The sequence below is a fragment of the Kribbella kalugense genome, assembly GCF_004365875.1.
GTDB classification, from domain to species: Bacteria; Actinomycetota; Actinomycetes; order Propionibacteriales; family Kribbellaceae; genus Kribbella; species Kribbella kalugense.
This window is the reverse complement of sequence record NZ_SODF01000002.1, coordinates 1,583,203-1,607,617: the sequence shown is the minus strand read 5'-3', so window position 1 is coordinate 1,607,617 and position 24,415 is coordinate 1,583,203. Positions and strand designations below refer to the sequence as shown.

General features: G+C 65.6%; 22 protein-coding genes. 11 read left to right on the top strand and 11 right to left on the bottom strand.

All coding sequences use genetic code 11. The annotated features are described in order from the left end of the window. Positions 1–122: 122 nt before the first annotated feature. Both EV650_RS25625 and EV650_RS25620 read right to left on the bottom strand, forming a co-directional pair. Entirely contained in the window at positions 123–611 is a 489-nt protein-coding gene (locus tag EV650_RS25625; protein ID WP_134121554.1) for a hypothetical protein, read from the bottom strand. A gap of 697 nt (positions 612–1,308) precedes the next feature. Then, the gene (locus tag EV650_RS25620; protein WP_134121553.1) at positions 1,309–2,016 is read right to left on the bottom strand and encodes an HNH endonuclease; all 708 of its coding nucleotides are present in this window, start codon (positions 2,014–2,016) and stop codon (positions 1,309–1,311) included. 351 nt (positions 2,017–2,367) lie between these two features. On the opposite strand from EV650_RS25620, the gene EV650_RS25615 reads away from it, so the two are divergent. The 3 genes from EV650_RS25615 to EV650_RS25605 all read left to right on the top strand — a co-directional run bounded on the left by EV650_RS25615 (position 2,368) and on the right by EV650_RS25605 (position 5,713). Beyond that, complete coding sequence (locus tag EV650_RS25615; protein ID WP_134121552.1) at positions 2,368–2,754, top strand: hypothetical protein; 387 nt, start codon at positions 2,368–2,370, stop codon at positions 2,752–2,754. A gap of 515 nt (positions 2,755–3,269) precedes the next feature. Further along, positions 3,270–4,886 carry a purple acid phosphatase family protein gene (locus EV650_RS25610; protein ID WP_166678267.1) on the top strand — a complete coding sequence of 539 codons (1,617 nt, stop codon included), beginning with the start codon at positions 3,270–3,272 and terminating at the stop codon, positions 4,884–4,886. A 197-nt stretch (positions 4,887–5,083) separates the two neighbouring features. Then, entirely contained in the window at positions 5,084–5,713 is a 630-nt protein-coding gene (locus tag EV650_RS25605) for a glyoxalase superfamily protein (protein WP_134121551.1), read from the top strand. 73 nt (positions 5,714–5,786) lie between these two features. Here the strand turns inward: EV650_RS25605 and EV650_RS25600 are convergent, their stop codons facing one another. Both EV650_RS25600 and EV650_RS25595 read right to left on the bottom strand, forming a co-directional pair. After that, positions 5,787–6,947, bottom strand: a complete 1,161-nt coding sequence (locus EV650_RS25600) for a helix-turn-helix domain-containing protein (protein WP_134121550.1) — start codon at positions 6,945–6,947, stop codon at positions 5,787–5,789. Between the two features lie 748 nt (positions 6,948–7,695). Then, the gene (locus EV650_RS25595; RefSeq protein ID WP_134121549.1) at positions 7,696–8,583 is read right to left on the bottom strand and encodes a helix-turn-helix domain-containing protein; all 888 of its coding nucleotides are present in this window, start codon (positions 8,581–8,583) and stop codon (positions 7,696–7,698) included. A 125-nt stretch (positions 8,584–8,708) separates the two neighbouring features. Between EV650_RS25595 and EV650_RS25590 the strand changes: the two genes are divergently transcribed. Beyond that, a complete protein-coding gene (locus EV650_RS25590; RefSeq protein WP_134121548.1) occupies positions 8,709–10,112 on the top strand; it encodes an MFS transporter in 1,404 nt (467 codons plus the stop codon). An 8-nt stretch (positions 10,113–10,120) separates the two neighbouring features. Here EV650_RS25590 and EV650_RS25585 read toward each other — a convergent pair whose 3' ends face one another. After that, on the bottom strand, positions 10,121–10,780 hold the full coding sequence (locus tag EV650_RS25585) for a response regulator (RefSeq protein WP_166678266.1): 660 nt from the start codon (positions 10,778–10,780) through the stop codon (positions 10,121–10,123). Beyond that, complete coding sequence (locus EV650_RS25580) at positions 10,777–11,565, bottom strand: sensor histidine kinase (RefSeq protein WP_238174445.1); 789 nt, start codon at positions 11,563–11,565, stop codon at positions 10,777–10,779. The genes EV650_RS25585 and EV650_RS25580 overlap by 4 nt, the downstream gene beginning before the upstream one ends. 139 nt (positions 11,566–11,704) lie before the next feature. Here EV650_RS25580 and EV650_RS25575 point away from each other — a divergent pair, with 139 nt between their 5' ends. The 6 genes from EV650_RS25575 to EV650_RS25550 all read left to right on the top strand — a co-directional run bounded on the left by EV650_RS25575 (position 11,705) and on the right by EV650_RS25550 (position 18,335). After that, positions 11,705–12,412, top strand: coding sequence for an ABC transporter ATP-binding protein (locus EV650_RS25575; RefSeq protein WP_134121547.1), 708 nt, complete (start codon positions 11,705–11,707; stop codon positions 12,410–12,412). Continuing rightward, positions 12,409–14,733, top strand: a complete 2,325-nt coding sequence (locus tag EV650_RS25570) for an FtsX-like permease family protein (RefSeq protein WP_134121546.1) — start codon at positions 12,409–12,411, stop codon at positions 14,731–14,733. Before EV650_RS25575 ends, EV650_RS25570 begins: the two co-directional genes overlap by 4 nt. 31 nt (positions 14,734–14,764) lie before the next feature. Further along, positions 14,765–15,523 carry a RibD family protein gene (locus EV650_RS25565; RefSeq protein WP_134121545.1) on the top strand — a complete coding sequence of 253 codons (759 nt, stop codon included), beginning with the start codon at positions 14,765–14,767 and terminating at the stop codon, positions 15,521–15,523. Then, on the top strand, positions 15,520–15,990 hold the full coding sequence (locus EV650_RS25560) for a nucleotidyltransferase domain-containing protein (protein ID WP_134121544.1): 471 nt from the start codon (positions 15,520–15,522) through the stop codon (positions 15,988–15,990). Before EV650_RS25565 ends, EV650_RS25560 begins: the two co-directional genes overlap by 4 nt. Before the next feature lie 8 nt (positions 15,991–15,998). After that, complete coding sequence (locus EV650_RS25555) at positions 15,999–16,871, top strand: class I SAM-dependent methyltransferase (protein WP_134121543.1); 873 nt, start codon at positions 15,999–16,001, stop codon at positions 16,869–16,871. Positions 16,872–16,955: 84 nt separating this feature from the next. Continuing rightward, a complete protein-coding gene (locus tag EV650_RS25550) occupies positions 16,956–18,335 on the top strand; it encodes a DUF4365 domain-containing protein (RefSeq protein ID WP_369409959.1) in 1,380 nt (459 codons plus the stop codon). Here EV650_RS25550 and EV650_RS25545 read toward each other — a convergent pair. Then, positions 18,318–19,088 carry a nitroreductase/quinone reductase family protein gene (locus EV650_RS25545; protein ID WP_255512120.1) on the bottom strand — a complete coding sequence of 257 codons (771 nt, stop codon included), beginning with the start codon at positions 19,086–19,088 and terminating at the stop codon, positions 18,318–18,320. The two genes, EV650_RS25550 and EV650_RS25545, sit on opposite strands and share 18 nt — an antisense overlap. Positions 19,089–19,295: 207 nt before the next feature. On the opposite strand from EV650_RS25545, the gene EV650_RS25540 reads away from it, so the two are divergent. Further along, positions 19,296–19,823, top strand: coding sequence for a TetR/AcrR family transcriptional regulator (locus tag EV650_RS25540; RefSeq protein WP_238174443.1), 528 nt, complete (start codon positions 19,296–19,298; stop codon positions 19,821–19,823). A gap of 249 nt (positions 19,824–20,072) precedes the next feature. Here EV650_RS25540 and EV650_RS25535 read toward each other — a convergent pair whose 3' ends face one another. The 4 genes from EV650_RS25535 to EV650_RS25520 all read right to left on the bottom strand — a co-directional run bounded on the left by EV650_RS25535 (position 20,073) and on the right by EV650_RS25520 (position 24,386). Further along, positions 20,073–20,987 carry a carbohydrate ABC transporter permease gene (locus EV650_RS25535; protein WP_134121540.1) on the bottom strand — a complete coding sequence of 305 codons (915 nt, stop codon included), beginning with the start codon at positions 20,985–20,987 and terminating at the stop codon, positions 20,073–20,075. Further along, positions 20,980–21,918 carry a carbohydrate ABC transporter permease gene (locus EV650_RS25530; RefSeq protein ID WP_134121539.1) on the bottom strand — a complete coding sequence of 313 codons (939 nt, stop codon included), beginning with the start codon at positions 21,916–21,918 and terminating at the stop codon, positions 20,980–20,982. Before EV650_RS25530 ends, EV650_RS25535 begins: the two co-directional genes overlap by 8 nt. After that, entirely contained in the window at positions 21,915–23,189 is a 1,275-nt protein-coding gene (locus tag EV650_RS25525) for an extracellular solute-binding protein (RefSeq protein ID WP_134121538.1), read from the bottom strand. Before EV650_RS25525 ends, EV650_RS25530 begins: the two co-directional genes overlap by 4 nt. A 117-nt stretch (positions 23,190–23,306) precedes the next feature. Further along, positions 23,307–24,386, bottom strand: coding sequence for a substrate-binding domain-containing protein (locus tag EV650_RS25520; RefSeq protein ID WP_134121537.1), 1,080 nt, complete (start codon positions 24,384–24,386; stop codon positions 23,307–23,309). Positions 24,387–24,415: the final 29 nt, after the last annotated feature.

Genomic DNA, 24,415 nt, shown 5'->3' with positions numbered 1-24,415 from the left:
ATGGCGGAACTCATGCCGGCGCGAGCTGGGTTATCCACAGACGCGGCGAAGGTACTAGTCCCCACCCTCAATGCTCGATGCCCCGGTTCCCTCGCGGGAACCGGGGCATCGGTGCGTCTCTCTCAGGAAGACATCGGCACAAGGTCAACAAGTGCGGTGACCTCAGCCTGCTTGACCTCGAAATCGACTGCTGGATCGTGCGTCGCTGGCTCGATCGATCGGCGGACCTGATCCATGAACTCGACAGCCCCACTGTGCAGGTCCCCGGGGTTCTCAACCGGCGACCAACGCTCAACCGCAAGGTCGAGTGCCAACGCGTAGACGACGTGGACCCCAGCAAACCGCTGCCGGGCCCATTCATGAAGCTCAGCGGTGGTATCGAACTCGAGTCCGTCGACCATGGCCTCATCGATCTTCGTGTAAGCCCAGACAGTGACCTCACGCTCTGGGTCCAGATCGCCCACGACCGCGAAGAGCACCAGATCCCCACCCCGGGTCCTAAAGGTGCCTACGGTCGGAATCTCATACATGTGCCACACGTCTAGATCGGTCGCCTCAGCTGAGGGCAACCACGGCTTGCATCCGCGCTTGACTAGGTTGTCAGCGTTCATCTCGTCACATCCTCCCCTAGTCATTGAAGCATTCATTGAACCTGGCGACCACGGCTGGCGGCCAGGGCACTTTGGCCTCGTTGAGCGGGTCATCAGGCGGCCAAACGATTGAAACGTGCTTCTGACTGCGCACCCTACCCAGTGTATGGACAACTGCGAACCCCGCCGCTCTGAGCGCACCAGCCGTCGTGTAACGGACAGCCGCGTTGCGCCTACTCATTGGATTGACGTAGTCGGTGGCCTCTTTGACCGACAGTTCCCCCGCCAGAAGTGACATCTCAATCTCTCTGTCCACCCTTGGCTCTTGCCTAAAGTCTCCCCTGCGCCCCCAGTGGGTGAGGATCTCCTCGTCAGGTGTGCACTCCAGCGGCCCTTCGGGGCAACTGCATAACGTGCCTAGCGTCTTCATGGTTACGCCCCCCTCGGCTCACACTCCGCCACGAGATGCGAGCCGCCTGATTACCGTTCGTCATGCATTGGCAGACGGTACGCGAGGCGACGACGCTTAGTCACTAGCTGGGCTAGGCCAAAAGCTGTCACGCTTAGGCGACGAATGCTGCGTCGGCAAAGCCCGCTCAGCGGCATAAATCGTTACTGATCCGTTACCAGACATGCCCAGCATGTGGCCAAAGCGGCGACCACATAGTGCATAATCCGCCGGCACTGGACTATCGCCCTGTCCCCGCCGACGTGGGGTTCAGCTGGTCGCCAGCAGTTCGCGGAGCGCTGACGGGGTAATCCACACGCCCCGGTGGGCCATCCGGTGACAGTTTGCGCACAGCAGCGCGAGGTCTTGAAGGCGCGTTTTGATCGTGCCGGACACATGCAGTGGCAACACATGGTGCACCTCTATGTATCCCCGCCCGCGCTCGCCATACGCCACGGCGAAATCAAAACCGCAGACCTCGCATGCGACTGCCAAGCCCTCGGCTTGCACCTGAGCGAGCTTCCGTCGCCTGAGCTCAGGACTCCGTTCGCGACGGAGATGCCGTGCAAACAGGATTCGGCCTTCCTGCGCCTCCACGTCTTCGGCCACGATCTCGCTCGTCGGCAATGTCTCAACATCACCTCGTTCGATCGCGGCGCGGATTTCGGCGGCGACGCGTCTCATGCGCTCTGGTTCGGTGCGGAACTCGTCCAGCACCGTTCGGTCTAGCCGGTTCCCGCGCGTTGGCCGGCCGCGGTAGTCCGGATGCTGGGTTGCGATGTCAGAAGTCTTGCGCCCGACACCGTTGGGGTTGCGGAACTTGTCATCGCGAACAGCGGTCGGGTGCAGCGGAGCGCGGACGAGCAGCTGTGACAGCTCGACGACTTCCGGCCGCGAGGCTCGCAGCTCCTTCCAGCCGTTGGCCATCACGAGATCGCAGGCGAGGATGATCTCGTCTCTTGTCCAGTCAACGCTCACGAACCCAAATCTAGATCCGTCTGGTGCGGCGCGTCCTATCTGTCCGGGGTCCGGCCACCCTCGCGACCGGACGTGAAGGGTAAGAATTCGCCCGGTCAGCCGGTGTAACAACTGTCCCGGCAATACCCCGGGGCCTAAGGTCCTCGCATGTCCCCTGCACGGATGTCCATCAAGTCCCGATTCGCGGAGCGCCGAACCCAGAGAAGGCGGCCGGCACGCCAGGGCTCTCGACTAACCGACGCCTGGTTGGCCGGGATTTTCGGGCTCGCAGGCACCTTGATCGGTGCAGGTTCTGCGACGGTGGTCAGCTATCAAAGTCTCCAAGCAGGCCGGGCTTCGCAAGAGCGACAGTTGGCCTTCGACCGGGATCAACGTGTGAGGGAGAAGCGACAGCCTGTCTACCAAGAGTTCCGGGACGCTGCCAACGAATACCTCACCGCTGAGGCCGAACGACTCGCCTGTGCAGAGGCGAAGAAGCCAACCTGCGGTACTACGGCCGGAGAGCTTCAACACGCCCGATATAGGACACAGGTAGCCATTAACAACATCCACGTCTTCGGCACACCCGCTGCCCGCGATGCGATGCGGGCCGTGATGCGCACCGTCCCGGCGACACTCGTCGGCCCCTCCGGGGACCCGATCCTTGCTCCTGTAGACGCTGCGGCGTTTGACGTAGCCATCGCTGCTTTCGACAACGTGACATGCAGGGACGTTTCCCCTGCCCCGGAAGACTGCTGAGGACATGCACAGCATCTGTCCGGGTCTCAAAGTGGGTCTCATCCGCCGCCGTTCGGGGCCGTTCGCCGACGATCGCGGCTCGCCGGATCCACGCTCCCGAAGGACTCCCGAACCCGGCTGAACGTCGAATTGCGGTCTTGGAAAGCGTGTTGGGGGCAACCCCTCACGAGTTCGAATCTCGTATCCTCCGCCACTTTCCTAGAGGTTCACAGAGTCACGTTTCCGCAGCTCAGGACGTGATTCCAGGTCTAGGAGTCGGAACAAGAGCCGGGGCGGCTCCCTTCTACAGGGAGCCGCCCCGGACCCGTTCCGTCTCAGTTGCTCAGGCTTCGGGCGTTGACGTCCGTTGCGCTGACTGCCATCTGACGTTCATACGCGTCCCGCTGCGCCGGTCGTCTGTGCTTCCTAGCGTCCGTCAGTGTGCGCATCACTGGCCTGTGCAAACCGCGGTCAGGTTCGAACCGCTGCTGTCCGGTTGGTGTTCGACTGCGCCCGACGACGCGAAAGGCCCCGGAATGTCCGAAGCACCCAAGCAAACTCGAATCTCTCGTCGCAACGCGCTCGGCGTCTTCGGCGCGTCAGTGTCCGGCGCCGCCGCCGGGCCACTGATCCTCGGCGCCGGAACCGCCGAGGCGGTCCCGGCGAAGTCGGAGGTCACCGGTCTCGCCACCGGCTCGGCCACCACCCCCGTCCAGGGCCTGCACCTGACCTTCGGCGCCGACCCGCGCAGCCAGATGGTCGTCTCGTGGGTCACCGACGCGGCCGTCAAGAAGCCGCGCGTCGTCTACGGCACGCTGAGTGGCGGCTTCGGCTCCACAGTGCACGCGACGACGAAGACCTACGTGGACGGCGCCTCTGGGCGGACCGTCTGGGTCCACCACGCGCTGATCAACAAGCTCAGGGCCGATACCGACTACCTGTACGCGGCCCAGCACGACGGCGCCACCCCCGACGCCGGCACCTTCCACACGGCGCCGTCCGGCAGAGCTCCGTTCACCTTCACCAGTTTCGGCGACCAGGGTGCGCCCAGTGTGACGTGGAAGACTGCAGCGAACCCGGCCGACGCCTCGGGCCGGGACTTCGAGCCCAACGCCACGCCCGCCTCTGCCGACATCGTCACCGGCATCGAGAAGGTCGGCCCGCTGTTCCACCTCCTCAACGGTGACCTGTGCTACGCCAACACCGGCCCCGACCGCATCCGCGTCTGGCACGACTTCCTCGCCAATAACAGCCGCTCGGCGCGATTCCGTCCGTGGATGCCGTGCGCGGGCAACCATGAGATCGAGTCGGGCAACGGCAAGCTCGGTCTCGACGCGTACCAGACCTACTTCGAGCTGCCCTCGACCGAGAACCAGCCCGAGCTCGACAATCTCTGGTACTCCTTCACAGTCGGCTCGGTGAAGGTGATATCCCTGCAGAACGACGACATCGCCCTGCAGGAGGGCGGCGATATCTACATCAACGGCTACTCCGGCGGTCGGCAGCTCGCCTGGCTGGAGCGGGAGCTCAAGTCGGCACGGGCTTCGAAGGACATCGACTGGATCGTGGTCTGCATGCACCAGGTGATGATCAGCTCTGCGACTGCCGCGAACGGCGCCGACGTCGCACTGCGCGCGGCGTACGGACCGCTGTTCGACAAGTACGGCGTCGACCTGGTGGTCTGTGGCCACGAGCACGACTACGAGCGCTCGTTGGCGGTGCGTGGCGTCGTCCCCGGCAGCGTCACTCTCACACCCAACCCGAGTCAGACCGCACTCGACGTGATCGACAGCGCGCACGGCACGACGCACATGGTCCTCGGCGGTGGCGGCGTGTCCGGCATCACCAACAACAGCTTCACCACCGACGACGCCGACGGTCATGGACATCACTCGGCACAGGTCCAGATGAAGCACGTCGGTAAGTTCAACTCGGTCAAAGAGCAGGAGACGGCGATCTGGATCGGCGTCCGCGACGCGGAGCATCCGTACGGCTTCGCCGAGTTCAGCGTCGACCCGGGCCGTCACCCCGGTGACATGACCCGCATCTACGTCACCTACTACAACATCATCACGCCCACCGGCGAGCTGTCGGTTTTCGAAAAGTTCACACTGCAACGCCGTCGCAGTGACGGCGGCCACGGCCGGCACTGACCCACCACGTGAGCAGTTGGAAGATGTGTTGGAGGCAAACCCCTCACGACTTCGAGGCCCGTTCGCAGCAGCGACCGGGCCGTTTCGCCGTGGTAATCTCGAAGCCGCAGGCGCGGGTTCAACCCGGTCGTAGGGCGCAGCGGCACAGCAGCCGAAAGGGCAAGGCCCACCTACTTCACGACCGAAGAGGGAGCGCCATGCCCAAGCTCGAAACGTACAAGAAGCAGGCGAAACTGCTCGTTCGCTGGCACCGCGATGGGAACTTCTCGATCGGCGGTCGCATCCGACAGCTCGCGCGCTATCGCACGTTGTCCGACCGCGAAGCGCTCGCGCTGAAGTTTCCCCTCACCGAAGCCCAAGAGATCATCGCCCTCGAAGCGGGCTGCGCCAGCTGGGCCGAACTCAAGGCGAGCACGGAAGCGGCCCCGCCCACCAGCGAGCAGCCGGAGGCTCAGGACACGGCAGTCGCGAGCGCCAAACCTGTGCTGTACGTCGCCGACGTCGATGCCTCGGCCACGTTCTATCGGGACCAGCTCGGCTTCCGGATCGACTTCCTGCACGGCAACCCGCCGTTCTACGGGTCGGTGTCGCGCGACGGCGCGACCTTGCACCTGAAGCTCGTCCACGAGCCGGTGTTCGCGGCCGGTGCCGCGGAACGAGAAGGGCTCATCATGGCGTTCATCGAGACGCCGAACGCACGCGAGCTTTACACGGAATATCTGGCCGCTGACGCCGACATCGTGCAGAAGCTGACCAAACAAGCGTGGGGCGGCACCGACTTCATCGTGCGCGACCCGGACGGCAACGCAATCGCGTTCGTCGGCTGAGGCCCGACACGGCCGAAGCACGACCTGCGGTCAATTGTGATCAGTACGACGAACTCCGCCGTACTGATCATCCTCAGACCCCGCGCACGGCCTCTTCGAACTCAGCGATCAGACCCTCCCCAGGGAAGCGCTTGCGGAGTTCCTGGTCGAGTTCTGCGGAGATCATCTGGAGGGGCGGCTTGCTTTGGCGGCCCTCTTTGAGGCCGGAGATGCCTAGCGCAACGGCCTGTTCGAGGTCGCCTTCGCGGCCCGCGATGACGCCGAGGGTAAGACGGCACTCGGCGATTCGCATCGGGCTGAGTTCGATGCCGTCCGGGGTGATGTTGTCCTTGATCACAGCGCGGGCGTACTGGGTGGCTAGCTCGTCGTCTTTGGCGATGCGGTGGACATCCATTGCGTAGTAGTCCCACTTGGCGGGGTCTACCTTGAAGTGGTTGTCTGGCCGGTCGGGGTACGGCAAGTGGTCGAGAATCTCTTTGCCGCGCTCAAGCACTGTGTGCAGGTCTGAGTCGCCGAGGCGTGCTTTGGCCTTGGCCTCCTGAGCGATGAGTTGCACGTGCACTGTGGTTTCCGGCGCCACGGTCTGCCCTTGTTCGGCGGCGTCGACGGCTTGGCGGAAGCGCCCCTGTGTCAGTGCGAACCACGCAGTCATCTCGTAGCCCCAGCCAACGATCTGCGGATGGCCGGCCTCTAACCCAAGTTGGATGGCGGCCGTCCTGGTGGACTCTGCTGCCGTTCGCATCCCGAGGTCGTACTCGACACATCCGGCTAGCAGGGCAAGCCATCCACCGGCCACCAGCAGATCGGTGTGTGCCTTCAAACCAACGGGACGACGCAGGAGACCCGCGACGTGTTGTAGCCAGCCGTGGGCCTCCTTGCGGAGCTCAAGGGCATCTCGGTGGTTGTACTGGCAACACAGCTCCTCGACGGTCGCATGGAGGCTCTCAAGAGTTCCCGCCGTTGTGTCGCTGACCTGCATGCGCTGGATCAGCTCAGCTGTCTGCCACGGCGTCTGATCGAGCTTGGAGACCGTGTCTCCGCGAGCTGCCGAGATCAGTTCCCCTTTGGCCCGTAGCGCTTCGTCGCAAGACCGCGCTAGGTCCTCGGTCGGGACCTTCCTACCGTTCTCCAGATTCGACAAGTACGACCGGCTGTAGTGCGTGGCGCCGCTGAGGTCGGCCAAAGACCAACCCCGGTGATCCCGGTACTCCCTCAGACGCTCTCCGAAGGTCACGTTGCCCAGTGTCCCCCATGCCCTTGTATCCCTGCATCCTGAGCCAGAGGGATACGCGGGAACCAGTGATCTCACACTCTGTTGTCGCCAAGCTGAGGACATGAACGGCACATACACGGGGCGCGAAATGGATGGGGTGGAGTGGTCAGGAACTGACGTCTGCGACGGTCTGCACCCGAAGTCCGGCATGCCGTGCGTCCTCGGAGATCACAAGGGCTGCCACCGCACCGCTGACGGTGCGGAATGGCTAGACGAGGACTGACCTCACAGTCTGGCGGGGTGTGCGTGTGAAGCCCTGAGAACCGCGCACATCCCGCCCTCCAATTCGCCTGACGACACCGCCCCGGCGCGAAGGTCTCCTCCACCGCAGAGTCACCCACTCGGAGGCATGGCTTTGACAACGGTCAACTGGGAACGCGAGCCGGGTGAAAGAGTGGAAGAGTTTGCTGCGGCGCTCTTGCTTCTCGAGCATCCGAAGGGAAACCTCGTAACGCCGTCACAGGGTGATCAGCGTGTTGGGGGCAACCCCTCACGAGTTCGAATCTCGTATCCTCCACCATTGTTCTCACCGGGCAATACGTCGAAGAGCCCCACCGCGATGAACTGCGGATAGTTCGTTGGCTTCTCTCCAGCCAGTCCAACAATCGGGCTCTGCCGGACCCTCCGTTTGGAGATGAGGGCCATGTTCACCGAACTGGCCATCGCCCACGGATAGACAACATTTTGTCGATCGGGATTTCGTTAGCGCCTAGCCCTGTCTCCGAGAGGGTGGGACGGGCGTCGTCTCGACGGATCCGATGGACGGGCCGGAGGCGGCGAGGTCGAGGAGCGTCATCTTGTCGTGGTCCGGGCTGCCGGGCGGCGCCATGTAGATGACGAGGCGCTGGCCTTGTGCGCGGTTCAGCGACAGCCCTTCGTGCGAGAGCGTCATCGTGCCGACCTCCGGGTGTCGGAGCGTCTTCTCGCCGTCGCCGATCGTGTGCACTTCGTACCGCTCCCAGAGCCGGTTGAAGTCGGGGCTCTTGACGATCAGCTCACCTACGAGCGCGGCGAGATCCGGGGCATCCGGATCGGTGCCGGCGATCGCCCGCAGCTGGGCGACGCACCTCTTGGCCTTCTGTTCCCAGTCCGCCCACAGCTCGCGGGCAGCTGGGTGCAGGAAGGTGTACCGGACAGTGTTCCGCTGCCGCTCCGGCCAGTCGGCGATGCCGTGGAGCAGTCGCAGCCCGCCGGGATTGGCCGCCAGCAGGTCGTTGGTGCGGCTCACTACGTACGCCGGGTTGGGCCGGAGCGTCTCCAGAAGCTGCGTGACGGTCGGACGGACCCGCCGTGACGGCAGGGGACGGGGCTCGGGCGCACGTCGCGCCGCCCGCGCCGCCAGCTCGTGCAGGAAGCCGCTCTCCTCCTGGTTGAGGCGGAGCGCGTCGGCCAATGCCTCGACCACGGAGGGGCTCGGATGGGTCTCCTTGCCGCGTTCCAGACGTATGTAGTAGTCGATGCTCACACCGGCGAGCGCCGCCAGCTCCTCCCGGCGCAGACCCGGCGTACGGCGCCTGCCGGCTCCGGCGGGCAGGCCGACGTCAACCGGGCGTACGTCGCCACGGCGAGCCCGCAGAAACTTCCCGAACTCGGTCATGTCGTCATTCTGCCAGCGTGTGATCAGGGGTCCGGCCCGGAGCCTGGCCCTGTTACACCCACCTATGGCGCACCCCGGAAGATCACGATCTGCCTCGCCCTCGCGAACCTCACCAGTCTGGACGGATGACCACTGTTGAACCAGCCCGCGCGTCACGGGATGCCCGGCAACGCACGGCCGCACCGAAGCTGATCCTGGCGACCACGTTCATGGGCATCTTTCTGCTCAACCTCAACACCATGGCGATGAACGTGGCGCTGCCCGGGATCGGGCGGACCTTCGGCGGCAGTACGGCGGGACTGCAGTGGATCGTGGACGCCTACACGCTGATGTTCGCCGCACTCCTGCTTTCTGCGGGCTCGCTCTCGGACCGCATCGGGGCGAGCCGCGCGTTCGGCGCCGGCGTCGCGGTCTTCACGATCGCCTCGGCGGCCTGCGGGCTGGCCCCGGGGCTGGGGGAGCTCATCGCCGCCCGCCTGATCCAGGGGAGCGCGGCGGCGATCATGCTGCCCTCCTCGCTGGCCCTCGTCCGGCAGGCCTTCCCGGACGCGGCCGAACGGGCACGGGCCATCGCGCTGTGGACCGTTGGCGGAGCCGTCGCGGTGGCCGCCGGCCCGGTGGCCGGCGGGGTGCTGTCCAGCACTCTGAGCTGGCGGGCGATCTTCGTCGTCAACCTGCCCGTCGGCATCGCCACCCTCGCGGTGTTGACCCGCTCGGAGCGCTCGCCGCGCCGTGCCACGCCACTCGATCCGTACGGCCAGCTCACGGCGATCGTCGCGCTCGCGGCGCTCACCTTCGCGGTGATCGACGGAGGGGAGAACGGCTTCGGCGAGCCCGTGGTCCTAGGCTGCCTGGGGCTCGCCGCAGTGGCGACGACCGCGTTCATCATGATCGAGGCACGTACCGCCGCGCCGTTGGTTCCGCTCGACCTCTTCCGTTCGCGTACCGTGACGGTTTCGGTCGCGATCGGCTTCGTCGGCAATGCCGCGTTCTACGGGCTGGTCTTCGCGCTGAGCCTGTTCTTTCAGGACGTTCTGAACCTGTCCGCCATGGCCGCGGGGCTGATGTTCCTACCGATGATGGCCGTGATCACCGGAGCCAATCTGGCCTCGGCCAGGGCTGCGGCACGCTTCGGGCCGCGGATGCCAATCGCCACGGGACAAGCGATCTTCGCGCTGGCGATGTTCGGCCTGCTCTGGATCGGCGAGGGCACCAGCAGACCAGTGATCGCGGCGATGCTCATCCCGGTCGGCCTCGGCCTAGGTTTCTTCGTACCTTCCCTGACCGCCGTCCTGTTGAACGACATCGCCGCAGATCGGGCCGGAATGGCTGCCGGGATCCTGAATTCCTTCCGGCAGACGGGCGGCGCGCTCGCCGTGGCCGTCTTCGGAGCCTTGGTCGCGGACCGGGGTGAGTTCATTGCGGGTCTGCGGGTCGCCTTGTGTGTCGCGGCTGTGATGCTGATAGCCACCACGGCCGCGGCCCTGATGCTGCCCCGCGGCCGTAATGTCGCCATTCGGTCGGCCTAGGGCCGAGGTCAACGGTCGCCCGGAGAGATCAGTCCTGTTTCGTAGGCGAGGACTACGGCTTGGGCTCGGTCTCGGAGGGTTAGTTTGGCGAAGATTCGGGCTACGTGGGTTTTTACGGTTGCTTCGCTCAACGTCAGGTTGGTGGCTATTTCGGCGTTGGAGAGGCCGTGGCCCATCAGGGTGAGGACCTCTAGTTCGCGTGGGGTCAGGGCGGCCAGATCGCGGTGGATGGCGGGCTGGGTGGCGGTGGGGGTTGCGAAGCGTTCTACAAGGCGTCGGGTGATCGATGGGGACAGGAGGGCGTCGCCGGTGGTGACCAGGCTGACGGCTGCGGCCAGGTGTTCGGGCGTCACGTCCTTCAGCAGGAATCCGCTCGCGCCGGCCGCCAGAGCGGCGTACACGTAGCTGTCGAGGTCGAAGGTCGTGAGGATGAGGACGCGGCAATCGGTCGGGGTGGCAAGGATGCGGCGCGTGGCTTCCAGCCCGTCCATGGTGGGCATGCGGATGTCCATGAGGATGACGTCCGGGTGCAGGCGTCGTACGGCGTCGATCGCCTCGGCACCGTCCGCGGCCTCACCGACCACCTCGATCCCCCGCGCCGTCAGGATCATTCGGAAGCCGGTCCGTACCAGGGCCTGGTCGTCCGCGATCACGACCCGCGTCGTCACGGGCGTTCCAGGGGGAGCTTGGCGCGGACCCGGAAGCCGCCACCGAGACGGCGGCGCGCGTCCAGGTCACCGCCGTACACGGCCACTCGCTGCTTCAGGCCGAGCAGACCGCGACCGTCGCCTTCCGGAGCAGGCGAGCGACCACCGGTGAGGACACTCGGACCGGTGTTGAGGACCTCTACTCGGACGGCGTGGGCGGCATAGCGGACTGTCACTTCGGCCTTCACGCCGTCGCCGTGCTTGAGCGCGTTGGTCAGCGCCTCCTGGATGATTCGGTACGCCGTCACGTCGACACCGGTCGGGAGTGGTCGAGGGTCTCCGGAGATCCGTACCTCGACAGGTAAGCCTGCGAAGGCGATCCGGTCGATCAGTGCACTCAGACGACTCAGACTCGGTTGTGGTGACAACGGCTCGTCATCTGACGCCTGCGGCACGAGCAGACCGAGCAGGTGACGCAGCTCGGCCATGGTGTCCCGACCTGCGGCCTCCACTGCAAGCAGAGCCGCCTCGGCCTGCTCTGGCTCGGTTGCCAGGACCTGTCGCGCCGCACCGGCCTGGATGACCATCACGCTGACGTTGTGACTCACGATGTCGTGCAGATCGTGAGCAATCCGTGCCCGCTCGGCGTCGACCGCGGTCCGGGCGGCTGTCTCCCGTTCGCGCTCCAGCAACCACCCGCGCTCTTCCAGCGCCCGGGTGTGCGCCCGACTCGCGCGCAGGAGCGCAGACGCGAGGAGAGCGGCCAGCACGGCCAGTGCCGCGACGAGCAGCCACAGGATGATCACGAGATCCACTGTCCCAGGGCCGTCGCGAATTGCGCATCATCCGCCGGTCGCACGCCGTACATCCCCAGGATGACGGCCTGTGGACATTACCCCGGCAGGCTGACGTCAGCGGCGGCTCTGCGGCCCTAGCGTGAGCAGCATGACGGAGGACGTAGGCAACGGACAGGCGGTTGTACAGCTCACCGCCGTGCGCAAGGAGTACGGCGAATCGGTGGCGCTCGATGGAGTGTCGCTGGAGATCCACGCCGGTGAGGCGGTCGCAGTGATGGGACCGTCCGGCAGCGGCAAGTCGACACTGCTCAGCATGGTGGCCGGACTGGACCGGCCGACGTCGGGATCCGTCGTAGTACACGGCGACGACCTGGGCACGCTGGACGAGAAGGGACTGGCGCTGTTCCGGCGCCGCCGGATCGGGATGATCTTTCAGTTCTTCAACCTGCTGGACGACCTGTCTGCCCTCGACAACGTCGCACTGGCCGCACAGCTCACCGGTACGTCGGCCTCGCAGGCGCGGAAGCGCGCACTCGAGCTCTTCGAGGAGCTGGGCATCGCCGGGCGGCGCAACACCTACCCGTCGCAGCTGAGCGGCGGTGAGCGGCAACGGGTCGCGGTTGCTCGCGCCCTGATGAACCGTCCGGCAATACTGCTCGCCGACGAACCGACAGGTGCGCTGGACACCAAGGCCGGCGAGCAGGTGATGGACCTACTGCTGGACCTCAACCAGATCGGTCAGACGCTGCTGCTGGTGACACATGACCAGCAGCTCGCCACGCGGTGCGCCAGCCGGGTCATCGAGTTCGTCGACGGGCAGATCGCCGGCGAACGCAGCCTGGAGCGTACGTCGTGAGCGCCGTCTGGCCGGTGTCCCGAGCAGCGGTACGCCGACGTCGTATCCAGACCCTGGTGATCGGCGTGGTCGTACTGCTGTCCACCACGATGATCGTGGTCGCACTGGGGCTGTTGGCTGCTTCGAGTGGACCGTTCGACCAGGCGTACACGAAACAACATGGCGCCCAGCTGCTCGCGTCGTACGACCGAACCAAGGTCACTGACGCACAGCTGACCGATGCGGCGCGCAGTGCGGCAGCGGTCGCCGGACCGTTCGGCCAGGCGACAGTCGACGTCAACACTGGTGGACCAGCAACGTCTCTGGTGCTGGTGGGACGCGCCGACCCTGCCGGAACGGTGGACCGGCTCAACGTGTGGAAGGGACGCTGGGCGGACAAGCCGGGTGAGATCGTGCTGAACCGCAACCCGACTGACTCGACCGGGCGCGGTACGCCGACGCTGGGATCGGCGATGACCGTGGCCGGCAACAACAAGCTGACCATCGTCGGGTTCGCGTACAGCGTCAGTCAGTCTGCCGACGCGTGGGTCACACCGGCGCAGATGACCGCTTTGAAGCCGACGTCGACGCAGATGCTCTATCGCTTCGCGCATGCTGCGACGAATGCGGAACTGACGGCTGGACAGAACGGTGTGACCGCCGGTCTGCCGTCTGGTGCACTGATTGGTACGCAGTCCTATCTGGCCTTGCGGGCAGCCGCAGCTGGCGAGCCGAACACGTTTGTGCCGTTCCTGATGGTCTTCGGCTGGCTGGGCCTCGCGGTCGCCGTACTGATCGTCGCGAATGTCGTGAGTGGTGCTGTGGTCGCCGGCTTCAAGCACATCGGCGTACTGAAGGCTCTGGGGTTCACGCCGTCACAGGTGATGGTGGTGTACCTCGGGATGGTGTCGATCCCAGCTGTGGTCGGGTGTGCCGGCGGTGTTGTTCTGGGCAACATACTCGCAACATCCTTGCTGACAAGGGCTTTCGAGAACTACGGCGCCGAAGGGATCGGCGTACCGATCTGGGTGGACGTTGCGGCGTTGCTCGGCGTACCGGCTCTGGTGGCGCTGTCTGCGCTCGTGCCTGCCTTGCGGGCCCGGAGCCTGTCAGCGGCTCAGGCGATCAGTGCCGGCAGCGCACCGCAGTCCGGGCGGGCTTTGGGAGTGCAGCGTTGGTTGGGCGGCACTCGGCTACCGCGGTCGGTCAGTCTGGGGTTGGGGCTGCCGTTTGCCCGTCCTGGGCGTACGGCGTTGACGTTGGCGGCCGTCGTACTCGGAGTCACGAGTGTGACGTTTGCTGTTGGACTGGGGAAGTCGTTGACGACGTACCAGACTGCGGCCAGTCGGGTCGGTGCGGTCGACGTGACGATGTTCGGGGGTCTCAAGGGGAACGGTCCGCCACCGCAGGGTGAGGGCGCGCCGCCAGTAGCGAAGCTGACCGACGCGCAGGACGAGGCGTTGCTGCGGTCAACCCCAGGTGCTTCGTCTGTGGCTGCGAGCGCCGAGGTGCCGATGCGGATGGTCGGCGCCAGCACGGACCTGCGGGTGTCCTTCTACCGCGGGGACTTCCAGCAGGTCGGTTTTCGGATCATCGAGGGTAAGTGGTTCGACGGCCCGGGGCAGGTCGTGGTGTCCGAGCGGTTCCTTCGCCAGCATGGGTTGGCGGTCGGGGACACCGTGGTGCTGCAGGCGCAGGACAAGAGCGTTCGCGTGCAGATCGTCGGGAAGGCGCTCTACAACTCGGGCGATGAGGTGCTGTCGAACTGGCAGACGCTGGCGCTGGTCGCGCCGAACCAGCGGGCCTCGATCTACGAGATCACCGTCAAGCCTGGCACGGATCTGGACACCTATGTCAGCGCCGTGCAGGCGAAGGATTCAGGGCTGCTGGAGACGGATGGTCAGGATGCCGGGAGCTTTGTCACGATCGTACTGGCGACGGTCGTACTCCTGACGCTGATGCTGGGGACGGTGGCCGCGCTCGGCGTTTTCAACACCGTCGTACTCAACACCCGCGAGCGCCGCCGCGACCTGGGCATGCTGAAGTCGATCGGGATGACGCCCGCGCAGGTGACCGTGATGGTGGTGACGTCGATGGTCGCACTGGGTGCGATCGGCGGCCTGCTGGGCATCCCGCTCGGGATGATCGCCCATCGAGTGGTCGTGCCGGCGATGGCGAACGGCGCCCAGGTCGAGATCCCGTCGTTCATGCTCAACGTCTATCCCGCGAGTCTGCTGGCACTGCTCATCCTCGCCGGCATCGTCATCGCCGCGGCCGGCGCCTACGTCCCGGCGCGCGCGGCCGCCCATACAACGATCGCCAAGGTCCTCCACAACGAGTGAATTGTCGGAACCCCTTGATAGGAAGGGTTTCATGAGCGACAGACCGCGAGTGGTGGTATCGGTGACAGCATCGGTGGACGGCCGGGTGACGCTCGGCCGGTCCCGCGTCCTGCTGTCCGAGGAGGCCGGGAAGATGTGGCATTCGGTCCAACCCCCGGGCGCAGACGAGGCCGGTGCCGCGCGTACTGCGCTATTGGAAGAGCTGTACGCACCGACGGCGATCCTCGAGGGCAGCGGGACGTTCGTCGCGCCGGACGTCGGCCCGCTGGACCTACCTGCGGCGGAGGCGGAGGGACTGTACGACGACTTCCTGCCGGATGAGGTGGTCAAGCACCCGGACCACCGCAAGTGGTTCACCGTGGTCGACGGGCGCGGACGGGTCGAATGGGATACGAAGGGTGGCGACGGGATCGACTTGTTGCTTCTCGTCGCGGGTACGACGCCACCGTCGTACCTCTCCTATCTGCGCCGCGAGACCATCCCGTACCTCGTCGCCGGTGACGACCGCGTCGACCTCCCGCTCGCCTTGCGACGGATGCGCGACAAGCTCGGCGTCACCTGCGTCGTGTCAGAAGCTGGCGGCACGCTGAACGGCGCGCTGCTCCGCGCGGACCTGGTCGACGAGCTCCACCTCATCCTGTTCCCCGCCGCGATTGGCGGTGCCGGCGTCCCGACAGTCTTCGACGGGCCAGAGCTGGAGCTAGGCGTGGAGCCGACTCGGCTCCACCTCCTCTCCACCGAGGCCACCGCTGACGGTGTGGTCAGCCTTCGCTATGAGGTGATTCGATGATGACTGCCGAGCGGGTGCATGGGTTGTTGGATGCGCTCGCGGGAGTGGATGTGTGGGTGGACGGCGGGTGGGGTGTGGACGCGTTGGTCGGGCGGCAGACGCGGGCGCATGGGGATTTGGATCTGGGCGTGGTTCGGCCTCAGTTGGATCGCGCGGTGGAGGTGTTGGGTGGGCTGGGCTACGAGCTGACGGATGCGCGGTACGTCGAGGTGACGGTGCAACTGACGCATGCCGAGGAAGGGCATCGGGTGGATCTGCATCCGAGTACGCCGGTGCTGGGTGGGACCGAGCAGCTCGACTTCGACGGGAAGACCTACCTCATCCCGCCGGCGGTTGAAGGGTGGATCGGCGGGCGGCAGGTGCGGTGTATGCCGGTCAGCGCGCAGCGGCGATCCCATCAGGGGTACGAGTTCAGACGGCAGGACCTGCACGATATGCGTTTGCTTGACGAGCTCGAGTCGGGCTGACTTGGGGCATGGACGAGGTGGTAGCGGGTAATCGGGCCGTGTGGGAGCAGGCTTCGACCAAGCACGTGAGGGAGTACGACGAACTCCTCGAAGAGGCTCGAGGCGACCGGCTCTTGCACGACCGCGAGCGGGAACTTCTCGCCCCCGTGCTGGCGGAGCGACCGCTGGTCGTGCATCTGCAGAGTGGGCACGGGCTGGACGACGTGGGCATGGTGAAGGCCGGCGCGCGAGCAGTCATCGGCGTGGACTACAGCTCGGTTGCTGCGGGGGCAGCCCAACGGCGCGCGGCCGAGCTCGGGCTGAGCTGTCACTACGCGGTCGCCGAGGTGCCCGGCGTACCGGTCCGGGATGCGTGCGCGGACCTCGTCTACACCGGCAAAGGCGCCTTGGTCTGGATGCGCGACATCAACGCGTGGGCACGGGATGTGGCGCGAGTGGTCCGGCCGGGCGGACACCTCTTTGTTTACGAGGGCCACCCGGCCGTCCCACTGTGGAGCTGGGACGAGGACGAACCGCGGATCCGCCCGGACCGCAGCTACTTCGCCGAGTCACACACCAACGACACGTTCCCCGGCAACGGCGCGCGGGAGTCGCAATGGACCCTCGGCCAGATCGTCACCGCAATCACCACGGCCGGCCTCCACCTCCAGGTGCTCGAGGAGTACGCCGAACCGTTCTGGCGACCCCAGGACGGCACCAACGCCGCCGCCTGGTCCGGCCGACTCCCCAACTCCTACGCCCTACTAGCCCGGCGTCCCCTATATGGCGGCCGAGTAGGCACCAGCCCTGTCGGTCGGCACCCGCGCAATTCACAAGCCAGGTTTGCGAGCCTGCCGCAGCCGTTGTCGCTTCTCTCCAGAGACGACGCTGAGGCTCCCTAAGGAGAAGGCAACGCAAATGTCGATCTGACCGCGCCTCGCACTGACCGATCTCTTGCTTGCGAAGGCGACTCGTGATCTCAATGGATGCTCGAAGGCTCAGCGTCTGGCTGGTGTACTGCAAACCTTGACCACTTCATCGGTCTGCCGGAATCGACCTCATTGCCGCCGACCAACCAAAACGCATCCGACCGGGGGGACATGCCGTCGATACCACGAGGCCGCCGAGTTGGGCGCGCGGCCGTCAACGCCCTACGAGCGTTGCTGGAAGACTTCGACCACATCGTTCAGGAGATCGATGGCCAGAACGACTTCGGCGAGGACCTGTATGTGACCTTCACCGAGGACGGCCGCACGACCGCGGACATGGTCAAAATCCAAGTCAAAGGTGGCGTCTCTTGGCGCCGGGCGAACGGCTACGGCGTACCTGTCGGCCACCATGCAGAGACGTGGTCCGACGGCAACGTTCCGGTGCTCTGCGTGGTGTACGACCCTGAGACGGAACTGCTCTACTGGGCGAACGCTACGGATCAACTCCGTCGGGCGCGCGCTTCAGGTCGAGCTCTCTCGGCGATCGGGATCAGTCCCAACGCACAACTGACGACCCAGACCATGCATGAGTTCGTTTCGGCAGTGAGGCTCTATATCGGACGTTTCCGGGGAATGCAGGCTGTTCGCACCCAACTGAGCGAGATGTCCGGAGCGGACTTCGACCCCGCCGACGACGTACTGCACTTCGTCAACGAGCACGGCGAAGACCTGATTTTCTGGCAGCGCAAAGGGGACGACTACGCGACCCTGCTGCACAGCGACCTCGATTGGGAGCCCGAGATCATCACTGCCGAGTCGCTCCGCCTCAACGGCGGACTGGCAGAACGACTCGGCAGAGACGAGAGTGATCCTGCTTTGCGCGACCTGCTCAACGTACCGATCGTCGGCGATGTGATCCTCGATCTGTCCGAAGCGATGTGGCTAGCAGCGTGCTTCTCGGCAACGCGTTGGTCTCGGACATTCGAGGTCGCTGAACCAGAGTCCGATCAGGCCGACTCGGCTCCGGTAGAACACGCATGCATCGACGCCGAGTTCGCCGACGAGTTCGTACTGGAACAGATCCTGGATCGCCTCGAGTTGGAACCGGATCTCATCGTGCGTTCCATCGCAGCTTTGCGCAGTGCCGGCGATCTCGACCTGGAGATCGTCGGCGAACTGTCCGTCCTGGAGGCCGACATCGAAGTCGTCGAGGAGGCGATGGCTCTTTCGAGAGATACCGTCGACGAGGTCGCCGACGACTCTCTCCGCTTGGTGTTCCTGTATGTCCTCGACAGAGTCATGGTCGGCCGACCGTCGTTGCCTCTCGACGAGCAACTCACAATCGTCTGGCGCGTGCCGGAGTTGGAGTGTCTCCCTAACACGTACATGTCAGGGAGACCCGCAACGTCTACGGACCCCCTAGAGATAAGGCAGTAGCTGGGCCTCCTCGTGGTCGAGGTGGGCGTTGAGCTGGGCGATCAGCTCGTCGACCTGGGGTAGGGCGTCCGCTGCCACGAGTTGCTCTAGTTCTTCTAGCAGTACGGCGATTTGGTCGTGTTCGGACTGCAGTGCGGCGACCACGTCGGCCAACTCCGGGTGCTCTTTCACCAACGCCGGAAAGAGTCCGGTCGACTCGCCGGTGTGGTGATAGTGCAGGCCTTGGCAGACGGTGAGGCAGTTGATCCGGAGCTGAGCGCGCAGCGTGCCGGACTTCGCGACCTCCGCCCGGATCAGCGAAAGCTCCCGCCGAAAGGCCGAGTGGATGGTCTTCAACGCCTCGGCGAACGATCCGCCTCCCGGTGGCGGACCAGGCCTCGGGACGAGCGCGACGACCGGAATGACCCGGGTGGTGCCGGCCTGGTACTCACCCCATCCAGGATCGGCTTCGACGAGTCGTGCGAAGACCTCGTCGCGCTCGGCACCACGCAGTACGACTGCCGTTGCCGGATAGGTGAAGATGCCGAGGTCGACGGTGACCTCGGGCTTGGCGAGCAGGTTGTGGTACCAGGCCGGGTGCGTTGGACGGCCGCCGGCCGAGCCGACTACGAGCACCCGGTTGCCGTCCGGGTAGTACCCGAGGATCGCGGTGCGCGGTTGCCCGGAGCGGGCGCCAGTGGTTGTCAGGAGCAACAACCTTGAGTTCTCGAAGGGGCCGCCGACTTGGCCGGCGTTGGCCTGGAACTCGTCAATGAGCTGTGCGGTGAAATCGTTCAGGATTCGCTTCTCTCATGTCGTGGAAACAATTGCAGACGGAGAGAAGGCCCGGCGGGGCCCGCGCGGCGCTCAGAGCGCAGCCGGGACCCCAACTCGTGAATGGCTGAAAGCAGCCGACCCGGCAGTCACGTCCGGAATCGTACCCAGGCCGGCAGGTCAACCCAAGCAGGAGACAATGTCTACGTGTCACTGCCCGATCGGCTCGTCGAGGCGGGGGTCGAACTCCTGGAGAAGGAGGGCCTCGCCAACCTCACCCTGCGCGCCATCGCCCGCCGCGCCGGCGTCTCGCACGGCGCCCCCCGGCGCTATTTCCCCACCCACAACGCACTCTTGGCCGCGATCGCGGCCACCGGTCTGGCAGATCTGGCCGCCCGCCTTGAGCCAGCCGACGGTTCCCCAGAAGACCTCCTGGTCGAAGCAGCCCGGCATTACCTCGAGTTCGCCGCCGAACGGCCCGGGATGTTCGGCCTGATCTTCCGCCATGACCTGCTGGCCGGCGCCGGCGGCAACCTTCGCGCCACCTCACTCCCGCTGTTCCAGACCTTCGTCGACCTGATCGGCCCCACCGACGACGCCGAGCTCAGGGCCACCGCACTGTGGACGAACATCCACGGCCTGGCCACTCTCCGCGCCACAAACGCCCTCGAGCTCCTCGGTACGACGGACCTCGAGCCGGTGCTCAGGTACGTCGTACGGGCTCATCTGAGCTGAACGCCTACCGACCGTTGCCGGGCGCGTGCAATACGTCGCGATTCTGGCGGAGTTCAGGAAATCATTTCGAGAACTAGCGAAAAAACCTCATGAATGCTGTAACGACCGGCACACTGTGCCGATAAACCGAACGAGCGACCCGGTGGGGGGACTACGTGGGAAGCTCCGGTGTTTCTTCGGGACCACCGCATGTGGAGGGGGCCTCGCAGGTGCTCACCCGGGGCGGGGTGAGCACCTGTTCGAGGGTTTCTAGCCCTTGATGCCGACGTTCGCCATTCCTTCGACGAACCGCTTCTGGGCGAACACGAACAGCACGATCATCGGCAGCGTCGCAAGCGCCGTACCGGCCATCAGATACGGCCACTGAATCTCGGCCGGGTTCTGCGAGAAGATCGCCAGCCCCAGTTGCAGCGGGCGCATCGTGTCCGACGTGGTGATCATCAGCGGCCAGAGGAAGCCGTTCCAGGCCGCCTCGATCTGGAACACGCAGATGGTGATCAGGGCCGGCTTGATCAGCGGGGTCATGATCCGCCAGAAGATGCCGAACTCGCCGAGCCCGTCCACCCGGGCCGCCTGCGCGAGTTCGTCCGGCAGGGAGACGTAGAACTGCCGGGCCAGGAAGGTGAACAGCGGCGCGGCGCCGAGCGGGATGATCAGGCCCCACCACGAGTTCAGCCAACCGATACCGCCGTGGCCGAGGATGTTGTTGCCGCCGAACAGCGGGATCGACTTCACGATCATGAACAGCGGCACCAGGATGATCTGGAACGGCACCAGCAACAGCAGGATGAAGTAGTTCAGCAGCATCTTCCCGCCCCGCAGCGGCATCTTCGCCAGCGCGTAGCCGGCCGTCGTACACACGGCCAGCGTGAAGGCCGTCTCGCCGACCGCGATGAACAGGCTGTTGCGGAAGTACCGCAGGAACGGCGCGGTCTGCATCGCCTCGGTGAAGTTGCGCCAGCGCAGCTCCGACGGCAACCAGGAGAACTTCATGATCTCCAGGTCGCTCTTGAACGCGGTCAGCACCATCCACAGGAACGGCGTGATCATCAGCAGCGCGCCGATGATCAGTACGACGTACAGCAGGATCCGGCCCGGCCGGATCGCGGACGGCTTCGACGACGACTGGCCGGCGCCGACAGCCGGGAGCGTTGCGCTAGTCATTGGTATCCGCCCTCTGGAGCAGGCGTCCGACGCCGATGAAGAGCGCGATCACGATCATCATGATCACGGTCTCGGCGGACGCGTAGCCGAGTTTCAGGTCCTGGAACGCGTTCTGGTAGATGTCCAGCACCAGCACGCGAGTCTCACTGCCGGGTCCGCCGCGGGTCATCACGTAGACCAGGTCGAACACCTGGAAGGTGCCGACGATCGACGTGATCAGCACGAAGAACTGCACCGGGCCCAGCGCCGGCCAGGTCACGTTGGCGAACTTCTGCCAGCGGCTGGCGCCGTCCAGATCGGCCGACTCCAGCAGATCCCTGGAGACACCCTGCAGCGCGGCCAGATAGATGATGATCTTGGTGCCGAGGCCCTGCCAGATGCCGACCACCATCAGCGACGGCAGCGCGGTCGCCGGGTCGGCCAGCCAGCGGTTCGGTGCGACGCCGAACAGGCTGAGGAAGCCGTTGGCCAGACCCGAGCCAGGGTTGTAGATCCACAGCCAGATGGTGGCGATCGCGACCGTCGCCGTCACCGTCGGGATGTAGAACGCGGTCCGGAAGAAGCCGATGCCCTTGATCTTCTGGTTCAGCCCGATCGCGACTGCGAGCGAGATCGCCATCGAGATCGGGATCACCACGATCGCGTACAGCACCGTGTGCCACAACGAGGCCAGGAAGTCGACGTCGCGGAAGAGTGTGGAGTAGTTCCCGAAACCGACCCAGGACCAAGTGTCACCGAAGCTGTAGTCGGTCAGGCTCAGCACGAGTACGGCGATAACCGGGATGACGATGAAGATGCCGGAGTGCAGTAGCGCCGGCGTCAGCAGGGTCCAGCCGGTCCGGACCTGACTGCGGAGCAACGTGCCGCGGTCCTTGGCCGGAGCGACCTTGCGCGGGGTGCCCAGTGCGGGGCGTTCGAGAGTTGTGCTCATCGGGACTGTCCTGCCAGGTTGTGCAGCACTTTGGCGGGATCCTTCTGTCCGAGGACCGCCTGGGTGAGCTGGATGTCGAAGTTGCCGCGCATCTCCAGCCAGTTGGCCGGCACCTCGTTCTCGTTGGCGGCATAGATCAGTCCGTCCGCGACGAACTGGCTCAACGGGTTCGACTTCGCCTGCGGCGAGTTGGCGGAGTCCTTGTAGGCCGGGACCTTCTTGTTCAGCTTGGCGAGCGCGTCCAGCGTGGCCGGCTTGGTCAGCGACTGGATGAACGACCAGGCGGCGTCCTTGTGCCGGCTGCGCGAACCGATCGAGGCCAGGTCGCCACCGACGTACTCGATCTCTTTGCCGCTGTTGAACCGGAAGAACTTCAGGTCGTCGCAGTTCTTCTGGCCGATGCCCTTGTCGGAGCAGTCGACCGCACCGCCGACGATGCCCATCGCGGCCTCACCAGTGAGCACGAGAGGTTGCTGTGCGGCGTTCGTCTGACCGTACGGCTGGACGTTGTTGATCATCGACTTGATCCACAGCAGCGTGTCCAGGCCGGCCTTGTTGTCGAAGTTCGGCTCGCCGCCGACGTACAGCGGCGTACCGGTCGAGGACAGGAAGGTGGTGAACGACTGCCGGAAACCGGTCGCGGAGGCGAGGTCGAACCCGCTTCGGGTGATGTTGCCGTTCTTGTCCCGCTTGGTCAGCTTCTCGGCCGCCACCTTGATCTCGGCCAGCGAGGTCGGCGGCTTGTCCGGATCCAGGCCGGCCTCGCGGAACGCGCTCTTGCGCAGCGCCACCGCGCGGGTGTCGGCGATCAGCGGGTAGCCGTACAGCTTGCCGTCGTACGTCACCGCCGGGATCAGCGCCGCGGTGCTCTTCTCCTTGATCACGTCCGGTGTCAGACCGTACTTGCCGAGGTCCTCGAAGATCCGCTTGGACGCGAACGGCTGGATCCAGCCGACCCCGGTGACCATCACGTCGTACGGAATGCCGGCCGCGATCGAGGTCGACAGCTTCTCGTTGAGGTTGTTGTACGTCGCGAAGTCCGGCTCGACCTTCATCTTCGGATAGGTCTTCTGGAAATCGTCGACAACCTTCTGGAACTCCTCCCGGCCCTTGGTGCTGGGCGGGAACGACGGGAGCAGTACCCGCAGCGTCCCGGTGGCCTCGGCCGGCGGGACCCCGTCCGTACTCTTGTCGATCACCCCGTTGCCACAACTACTGACCACGACGCTGAGCGCAGCGGCCAGCAAGGTCAGTCCCACACCACGTTTCACAGGGGTATCTCCTTCGCTGCCTGTTTCAGCTGGGGGCCCGCGACCCCTCAAGTGCAGCGAAAGTATGGGAAAGGGCTTTCCCCGTCAATACCTCAGCGCTCGAATGATCACATTCGATCAAGACCGGAACATCGCCAGGTTTTGTTCCGGCGCAGCGCCGCAGGAGGTTCGGATGTTGAGGGTGGGGAGGAGGCTGAGGTGCTGGACCGGGGTGGTGGGCGACTGGAGTTTGCGGAGGAGGAGGTCGCAGGCGGTTTCGCCGAGGGCTCGGCGGGCCGGCGAGATGGCGGTCAGGGGTACGACGGCCAGCGAGGCGGTGACGTCGTTGTAGGCGATGACCGCGAGGTCCTCGGGGACGCGCAGGCCGAGCTCCATCGCGCGTTCGACCAGGCGGGCGCCGTGTTCGTCGGAGTGGACGAGTACGGCGCGGGCGCCGAAGGACTCGCATTCGGCCAGGAACGCGTCGACCTGGGTGACGGCGCCGGGGTCGTCGCCGCGCATCGGCAGATCGACCGGCGAGAGGAAGACCTCGACGCCGAGCGCCTTCGCGGCCGTCTCGATCCCGCTGCGGAGCCAGTACGCCGTGACTGTGGCCTGCAGGTTGATCGCGATCCGCCGGTGACCGAGCGCGACGAAATGCCGCAGCGCCAGCATCGCGCCGTACGCGTGATCGGTCCGGACGTGGTCGTACTCGCGGGCCACGTGCGGGAACCCGAACGCCCGCTCGAGCAGCACCACCGGTACGTCGAGATCGTCCAGCCGGGAGTCGAGCCGGTCCGCGTCGCCGTCGCCGAGCGCAGTGCTGATCAGCAGCCCGGCGACCCCGATGCCGAGCACCTTGTCGATCCGGTCGCGCTCCATCGTCACGTCGTACCCGGAGACGCCGAGGACCAGGCGGGCGCCGTACCGGTCCGCGATCGCCTCGGCGCCGCGGATCACATCGGAGTAGTACGACGCCGCGCTCGGCACGATGATGCCGATCGTGAGCCGGCTCCCCTGCGTCGGCTGGTCGGCCGTGCCGGTGCCGATCGCGCCGCCGTGCACCCGGCGGAGCAGGCCGGCTGAGTCCAGTTCGGCCAGGTCCCGGCGTACTGTGATCGCGGAGACGCCCAGCTCGGCCACCAGATCGGCCACCCGGAGCCGGCCGTGCCGCCGCAGGCTCCGCAGGATCAGCTCGTGGCGCTCCTGTGCAAGCATGCGGTCCCCTGATCTTCGCGTGATTGTTC